Here is a 7,911-nt window from a genome sequence, read left to right as displayed (position 1 = left end):
TTCCGGTTCGACGAACAGCCGATCGTGTCAAATTTGGTCTAACAGAGCCTATTTTTTTACTCCTTTACTCCTTTTTTGGAATAATGCTATTATATCACATTAGTTTTAGGAAAGAAAGTACCTAAAAGAAATTTTTCTTCCCCTTATATGTAACAATCATACCGACTTTCTGGCGTTCAGAATGGTTTCTGCTGTCTGCTGTGGTGTTTGGTTGGAATTGTCCAGCCAAAAGCCGATCCGTGGTGTTGTCTGCATAAATGTATCGTATAAGGTTTCAACCGTAAAGCCGGAATAGCCTGTTTTCTCCCTGTATCGTTCCCTTCCTTTTATTGTTTCCACATCTGGACAAAGAACGACAACCTCAATAGGGTATTTATGCGGCACAAAAAATATGTACATGTAACTAATTCAACACATTTATAATTTGAATAGGGACATTATAGCATTTACTAAATACAAATTCAATGTATACGGAAATAAAGATATAAGGAGTGGGAAGGATTCCGCCGTAGTCGGCATTGTAGGAAAATCCAAAAGTTTAGATTTTCCCACAATGCTTATCTTTTGGTCTTTGGTTCGGAATAGTGTAGTGCTGGCGGTCTATCTCTTGTTTTCGGTTGCTTGCTTCCTTACCGTACATGAGCATTTAGCTACGGAGTGTCACACGCCGACCCCGCCCTGGGCGAAGCCTCCAATCGCATGACGCTCGATGCCGATCATCGCATGTACGACTACAAGCTACGTCATGCCATGCACCTTGATCGACGCAATATCACGCAAGTCCACGCCGACGACTTCGAAATAAGCGACCGCGTTTTCGACGCGTTTTCGATGCTCAACGAAGGCCGTTATTACTTTATCGAGAACTTGGACAAACATCGCATCCTTTGGTCGCAAGGTGCCTTGCGCGATCTCGGTCTTCCTTCGGAGCATATAGACAACTACCGCGATTACTGGAAAACGCGCGTCCATCCCGATGACCTTGAAGCCTGTATCGACGACATCGACCAAGTCTATAACGGCACCAAGCACCGTCGAGTCATGCAGTACCGTGTACGCAATGCCGCCGGCGGCTACGTCCTCTGCCGTGCTCGCGGGTTTCGTATCGATGGCGACGGAAATGTCCCCTCGCTCTACGTCGGCGAGCTCGTCAACCACTCACTTGTCGAAACCGTCGACGCCGCCACTGGCCTCGGAACGCAGCGCATGCTGGTCAACGCTATCGATGCCTGCCGTCGCGACCGTTGCGAGACGGGCCTTATAGCGGTGCGCGTTCGTGGCACGGCAAAGCTCAACGAGCTCTACGGGGCCGAGGCTGTCGACAACATGCTTGCCGAATACGCAGGCCGCATGCTGTCGATCACCCGCGGCAGGAGTCGCGTCTACCGTTCACGAAGCGTCCAGTTCGTCGTGCTCAGCAACGATTTGGGCCGCGAGGCATTCGAGCAACTGACCCGCCACCTTAAAGAGGCCGTTTTCGCTCCTATTCGAATCGCAGGCGACACCATTACTCCCGTCTGTCTTGTCGTCCCGGCCTTTTACGAGCACTTAACCCATCAGACGACCGCCGTTTTAGGCGAACTCGACCGTCGCCTTCGCACGGCCGGCGGACTTGTTCCCAACGACAGCCTCCCCATACCCGAGGCTGAGCGTAAAAGCGCCATAGCCGAACGCATCGACTCGCTCACGGGCCTCTATCGACCCAGTGAGTTTATGCGGCGCGCCAATACATTTCTCAAGACAAGGCGCGACGGCACCTGGTGCGTCGCCACGGTCGACATGGGCCACATGCGCCTGTTTAATGAATGGCACGGACAGGTCGAGGGCGACCGCACGCTCGCCGACGTGGGCACGGTCCTCAAAGACATCGAGAATGCCGACATGGGCGTCGCAGGGTATTGGGGCCAAGACGACTTTTGCATACTCATCCCCTTTGAGCACGACACCGTCCATCAAATCTATAGCCGCGTTCGCGAGGCCGTGGCCAAGCACGATAACGGCGTGGGTTTCTGACCGTCCATGGGCGTTTTTCCCATCGACCCCAGCGAGGAAATCACCATCGATGCGCAGGCCAAGGCCATGTTTACCAATCGGCGCGCGAAAAGCGACTTCAAGGAGCGCATTGCCATTTTCCGCCCCGACGAGTACGAACGCGAAATCGCGTTCCACCGCACGCTGACCGAATTCCAGTACGCGCTCTCAAACGGCCGCATTACCTACTACTTGCAGCCCCAGGTCGACATGGAAACCGGCGAGATCATTGGCGCCGAGGCACTCACGCGCTGGATCGACAAGGACGACTCCCTCATTTCGCCCGCCACCTTTATCCCCGCTCTCGAGGAAAGCGGCTTTGTGATGACGCTCGACAAATACGTTTGGCAGGGCGTTGCCATGTGGCTGCGCGAGCGTATAGATCGGGGGCTTCGCGTGGTTCCGATCTCGCTTAACGTGTCGCGCGTGGATATTCTTGCCTGCGACGTTGCCGAACATATGGGGGCGCTTGCCGCCCAATACAACCTACCGCCCGAGCTCATGCGTATCGAGATCACCGAGACGGCTTATACGGGAGAGTCCGAGGCCGTGGATAAGCTGACGGCCGACCTGCACACCCGCGGCTTCTCGACCTATATGGACGATTTTGGCACCGGCCAGTCCACGCTCGCGATGCTCAAGAACGTCAACGTCGACGTCATCAAGCTCGACCGCACGTTTGCGCCCGTCGACGGCGATCAAGGCCGTAGTGCGCACATCATTTCATCGATGCTCGAGATGGCGCAGTCGCTCCATCTGCCCGTTGTGATCGAAGGCGTCGAGACCAATGAGCAGGCCAACATGCTGCGCAACATGGGTGCCCGCTACGCTCAGGGTTTCCTCTACTACCGCCCCATGCCGGCGAAAGATTTTGAGGTATTGCTCGATGACGGTAACGACAACTGATACGTTCGCGCGCAAAACGCCGCCGCCGAAGGGGTTTTTGTCCCCATCGGCTAACTCATATCCCCAATCCAAATCGAATTGGGGATATGATGTAAACCGTTGTTCCCCCCGAGGGAGGCCCCGAGAGAGAGCCCCCCCGAGAGAGGTTATCCATCATGAATGAGTCGTATCGCCTGGGTGAGCAAGCAATCATCACCCATCTTCAGCGACTTGCGAATGGGGCCTCAACTGACAAGCTCGATATCGCCGCGCTGCCCACGGAGCTGCGCGCCATTGGTGAGCAGCTCCAAAAGACGCTCGCCATCCTGCAACAAGAACGCGAGCTGCTTGAGCGCAGCGCCCATATCGATTCGCTCACCAATCTAGGCAACCGTGGCGGGCTCGATCGCCATGTCGATCAGCTCTGGCTCAAAGGCACTCCCTTCACCTGCGCCTATATTGATATCGATCACCTCAAGCACTGCAACGATAGGTTTGGCCACGCCGAGGGCAATCGCTATATTCGGAGCATCTGCCGCGCGCTCACTGAAACCATGGAGCACAATGAGATGCTGTTCCGCATCGGTGGAGACGAATTTGTACTCGTATCCCCCACGACAGGCGAAGCCGAGCTCGAGCAGCGCCTTGAGCGGGTACGCGCCGACCTTATCGAGGCGACATCAGACGATAAAGCGCCCATGATCTCTAGTTTTAGTTTTGGCTGCTCGCGCGTCGACCCGCTTGCAGGCGACACGCGTCGCCAGATGACGATGGATGCCGATCGCAAGATGTATCGCTATAAGCTTATGCATCGTGTGCAGCAACCGAAAGACAGTGACGCGCCGCAGCACCCAATCGCCGAGCAGTTTCCGTGCAACGACCGGGTGTTCCAAGCAATCTCCATGAGCTCCGAAACGCGCTATCCATTCATCCTCAACCTCGATACCGGCGAATCGCAATGGTCGGTTAATGCCGTGCGCGATTTTGACCTGCCCTCCCAGCACCCCTATCATTCGGTCGAGATGTGGCTTGCCCGCGTTCATCCCGAGGACCGCGACAACGTGCGCGCCGAGCTCGATATGGTGGCCAGCGGCACGTGGCACTTCCACTACATGCAGTATCGCGTCATGGATGCCACTGGAAAATACGCGCTTTGCGACTGTACGGGCTACCGCTTGGACGGCACCGATACCGAGCCTAACATGTACGTTGGCATTATCATCAACCGAAGCTTGGCAGATGCGACCGATCCCGTGACCGGTCTGGGCGATATTCACGCCCTGATCAACGCTATTGGAGAGATGCGCCGCGTGGCGCGCAAGGCAGGCTTTATCGCCATTAAGGTCGACGATATCGCCGAGGTCAATGCCCGCTTTGGATTCGATGCAGGCGACCGCGTGCTCGCCGAAAGCGCCGCCTGCCTCATGGATTGTTCGCGCGGCAAGGGCCGCCTGTTCCGCTCGACGGGACCAACGTTCGTGGCACTCTTCGATGAGCTCGGCCCCGAGGCAATCGATGAGCTCGCAAGCGAAATCGAACGATTCCTGGGCTCTCCCGTGCTCATCGGCTCGCTTGAATATCAGCCGCCCATTCGCGTGGCCACGCTCCATCTGGACGGCGTCGACCGACAGCCCGTTTCCATTTTGAACGAGCTCAAAGCGCGGCTTAAAGAGGCGCCGCAAGTACCGGGCACCAAGCTGGACTAGCGCTGCGGGGCGCGATGTGAAACACAAGCCGCTTCACATCGCGCCCCACGCCATCTACCCGCTCGTGCGATAATCCTCCGCAGAAGTCACCGACAGCAGAGGGAGTTTGTGATGAAGGTTCTTTTAGTCAATGGCAGCCCCAAGGCAAACGGCAACACTGCCCGCGCACTTGCCGAGGTCGCCGAGCAGCTCAGGGCCGAGGGCATCGATACCGAGGTGTTTCAGCTGGGCGCCAAGCCCATCCGCGACTGCATCGGCTGCGGCCAGTGCGGCAAGCTCGATTGCCGCTGCACCTTTGACGACGACGTAGTCAACGAGCTCATCGCTGCCGCCGAACAAGCCGACGGCTTTGTTTTTGGCTCGCCCGTCTACTATGCGCACCCCAGCGGCCGCATCCTTTCGGCCCTCGACCGCGCGTTTTATGCAGGCAGCAAAGCCTTTGCGCACAAGCCGGGCGCCGCTGTCGCCGTTGCCCGTCGCGGCGGCACGTCAACCACGTTCGACGTGCTCAACAAGTACTTCACCATCAACCAGATGCCCGTGGTCGCCTCCACGTACTGGAACAACGTCTTTGGTGCCATGCCGGGCGAGACCGCCCAGGATGCCGAAGGCCTTGCCACCATGCGAAACATCGGCAAGAACATGGCCTGGCTCCTGTGCTGTATCGAAGCAGGACAGGCAGCCGGCATCGAGGCCCCCGAAGCCGATCGCGCTAGGACCAACTTTATCCGATAGTCCAACGACGGGCGCCTCGATGTTTTGACAACGACAGCGAGAAGTCAACTGACGAGGCAAGGTGCCTTGAAAGAGGAGGACGCTGGGCTTTTGCCCGCGTCCGACGATTGAAAGGCAGATTGCCCGTCAGATGGCTTCGCAGCGTCGAGGTGACCGCCGTTCGTTAGAACGACGGAACCAAACAATGAATATCCAGATTTTTGGCACCAAAAAGTCCTTCGATACCAAGAAGGCACAGCGCTTCTTCAAAGAGCGTCGCATTAAAGTGCAGTTTATCGACCTTAAGGAAAAGGAGATGAGCAAGGGCGAGCTCACGAGCGTGATGCAGGCAGTCGGCGGCATCGACAAGCTACTCAACCCCAAAGCCAGGGACGAGGAGACGCTCGCGCTCATCCAGCACCTTACCCCCAGCCAGCGCTTCGATAAGTTGCTCGAGAATCAGCAGGTCCTGGCCGAGCCCATTGTGCGCAACGGCAAGAAGGCAACCGTCGGCTATTGCCCGGACGTGTGGGGAGCCTGGGAGTAGCCTGTGTTATTTACCGGCGCGTGGGTATAAGAGCAGGCGTTTGGCATATGATTCAGCTGTAAACCATGTCTAACAAAGGAGGGCACATGCCCAACAAACCCGTGAAGATCATCATGCTTACCGGATACCTCGGTGCCGGTAAGACCACGCTGCTCAACCACATCCTCGCTAACGACGGCGGCATCCGCGCCGCCGTGATCGTCAACGATATCGGCGAGATCAACGTCGACGCCAGCCTTATCGCCGACGGCGGCCTTTCCGAGACCGACGACCTCATCCCGCTCACCAACGGCTGCATCTGCTGCACGCTTTCGGATGACCTGGCCAACCAGCTGGAGGGCATCGCCGATTCGGGCAAGTTCGATTACATCATTATCGAGGCATCGGGCATTTGCGAACCTATCCCCATCGCCTACACCATCTCGAGCTTCTGCGACGAGGCCAAGGTGGGCGGCGAGCCCAAGCTCGCACTCGACAACATCGTGGCCGTGGTCGATTGCGCCCGCATGTACGACGAGTTCAACGGAGGCCGCGACCTGCTGGCAGAGGATATCGACGAGGACGACATCGAGAGCCTGCTCATCCAGCAGATCGAGTTCTGCTCCACGCTCATCCTCAACAAGACCGATACCGTGAGCCCCGAGCAGATCGCCGAGCTCAAGGCCATCGTGCGCAGCCTGCAGAAGGACGCCGTGATTGTCGAGGCCCAAAACGGCGAGGTTCCTATGGAGGAGCTGCTCGACACCGGCCGCTTCGACTTTATGCGCGCCTACAACTCCGCCGCTTGGATCGAGGCCATGGAGCATCCCGAGGAGCACGACGACCCCGAGGTGCTCGAGTACGACATCGACACCTTTGTGTACTCGCGCCGCAAGCCGTTTGACCTGCAAAAGTTCACCGATTTTGTTGAGCAAGAGTGGCCCGACGAGGTCATTCGCGTCAAGGGTCCGCTGTGGCAGGCCAGCAATCCGGACATGTGCTACATGTTTGAGCAGGCCGGCCACCAGATGCGCCTGATGGAGAACGGCCTGTTTGTTGATTCCGCACCCGAGGGCGAGAAGCAGAAGATCATCGACGAGAACCCCGAGATCATGCAAATTTGGGACGACGAGACGGGCGACCGCATGACGAGCCTGTGCATCATCGGCCGTCACATGGACAAGGATGCACTCATCGCCTCCCTCGATGCTTGCCTGACCGACTGGCACCGCGCCTAGGTTTATCCAAGCGGGCATTTTTCCGCCTACGTAACCACCAAACCACCACGAAGGTACCCTTCGTGGTGGTTTTTCGTTCTGAGCCAAGGAGATTCATGTTCAACATTGTGCTGTATGCGCCCGAGATTCCGGCCAATACGGGCAATATCGGCCGCACCTGCGTGGTTACCGGCGCCCGTCTGCATCTGGTGGAGCCGCTGGGGTTTTCGCTCGACGACAAGACGGTGCGTCGCGCCGGTCTGGGCTACTGGCAAAACTTGGACGTGACGACCTATGCCGGCTGGGAGGATTTCCTTGCGCGCAACGGCCTCTCCCCCGCCGACGAACGCCTGCACCTGCTGACCAAAAAGGCGCGCCGTACCTATGCGCAAAGCACCTACCGCGACGGCGACTTTTTGGTCTTTGGCAGCGAGAGCTCGGGGATTCCCGAGCCACTGCTTGCCGCGGCGTCCGAACGCTGCGAGCGCATCCCCATGCTACGCGATTGCGACTCACTCGATAACGCCGATGCCTGGGAGGCTCATGAGGAGTCGCTCGGGCATACCGAGAACAGCCACGAGGCCATCCTTCAACAGGACATCTGCGGCAACTTCGTCAACCCGGATGACTACCGCATCAGCGCACTCAACCTCTCCAACAGCGCCGCCATCGTCCTCTACGAGGCCCTGCGTCAGACAGGCTTTGCCGGCATGTAGCAAACCTGCCATTTGGGGACGGGGTAGAAATGGTAGATTTTCAAACCCTCTAACCCTTGACAAATTGTTTGGCTCTGTTAGACCAAGGTTGACATAAAAACGATGTCACCGCGAGG

The 7,911-nt window shown here is 57.4% G+C and carries 7 protein-coding genes; all 7 read left to right on the top strand.

The annotated features are described in order from the left end of the window. The first annotated feature begins 657 nt into the window (after positions 1–657). The 7 genes from DWW51_RS10065 to DWW51_RS10035 all read left to right on the top strand — a co-directional run bounded on the left by DWW51_RS10065 (position 658) and on the right by DWW51_RS10035 (position 7,795). Positions 658–2,013, top strand: coding sequence for a diguanylate cyclase domain-containing protein (locus DWW51_RS10065; protein WP_117774406.1), 1,356 nt, complete (start codon positions 658–660; stop codon positions 2,011–2,013). 6 nt (positions 2,014–2,019) lie between these two features. Continuing rightward, positions 2,020–2,937, top strand: coding sequence for an EAL domain-containing protein (locus tag DWW51_RS10060; protein WP_117774405.1), 918 nt, complete (start codon positions 2,020–2,022; stop codon positions 2,935–2,937). A 155-nt stretch (positions 2,938–3,092) separates the two neighbouring features. Then, positions 3,093–4,622 (top strand): diguanylate cyclase domain-containing protein, encoded by a 1,530-nt coding sequence (locus DWW51_RS10055; RefSeq protein WP_117774404.1) that lies wholly within the window; start codon positions 3,093–3,095, stop codon positions 4,620–4,622. Positions 4,623–4,733: 111 nt separating this feature from the next. Continuing rightward, positions 4,734–5,357, top strand: coding sequence for a flavodoxin family protein (locus tag DWW51_RS10050; RefSeq protein WP_117774403.1), 624 nt, complete (start codon positions 4,734–4,736; stop codon positions 5,355–5,357). A gap of 184 nt (positions 5,358–5,541) precedes the next feature. Further along, a complete protein-coding gene (locus DWW51_RS10045) occupies positions 5,542–5,883 on the top strand; it encodes an arsenate reductase family protein (RefSeq protein ID WP_117774402.1) in 342 nt (113 codons plus the stop codon). A gap of 86 nt (positions 5,884–5,969) precedes the next feature. Then, a complete protein-coding gene (locus DWW51_RS10040; protein WP_117774401.1) occupies positions 5,970–7,100 on the top strand; it encodes a GTP-binding protein in 1,131 nt (376 codons plus the stop codon). Between the two features lie 95 nt (positions 7,101–7,195). After that, the gene (locus DWW51_RS10035; RefSeq protein ID WP_117774400.1) at positions 7,196–7,795 is read left to right on the top strand and encodes a tRNA (cytidine(34)-2'-O)-methyltransferase; all 600 of its coding nucleotides are present in this window, start codon (positions 7,196–7,198) and stop codon (positions 7,793–7,795) included. The last annotated feature ends 116 nt before the right edge of the window (positions 7,796–7,911 follow it).

Origin of the sequence: Collinsella sp. AF15-51 (assembly GCF_003462845.1) — a bacterium.
Classification (GTDB): Bacteria; Actinomycetota; Coriobacteriia; order Coriobacteriales; family Coriobacteriaceae; genus Collinsella.
The sequence above is the reverse complement of the archived record's forward strand: the minus strand, read 5'-3'. Positions and strand labels throughout refer to the sequence as shown.

Coding starts and splice junctions, on each gene's coding strand:
- DWW51_RS10060 (WP_117774405.1), top strand. CDS start 2,020: ATGGGCGTTTTTCCCATCGACCCCAGCGAGGAAATCACCATCGATGCG.
- DWW51_RS10055 (WP_117774404.1), top strand. CDS start 3,093: ATGAATGAGTCGTATCGCCTGGGTGAGCAAGCAATCATCACCCATCTT.
- DWW51_RS10050 (WP_117774403.1), top strand. CDS start 4,734: ATGAAGGTTCTTTTAGTCAATGGCAGCCCCAAGGCAAACGGCAACACT.
- DWW51_RS10045 (WP_117774402.1), top strand. CDS start 5,542: ATGAATATCCAGATTTTTGGCACCAAAAAGTCCTTCGATACCAAGAAG.
- DWW51_RS10040 (WP_117774401.1), top strand. CDS start 5,970: ATGCCCAACAAACCCGTGAAGATCATCATGCTTACCGGATACCTCGGT.
- DWW51_RS10035 (WP_117774400.1), top strand. CDS start 7,196: ATGTTCAACATTGTGCTGTATGCGCCCGAGATTCCGGCCAATACGGGC.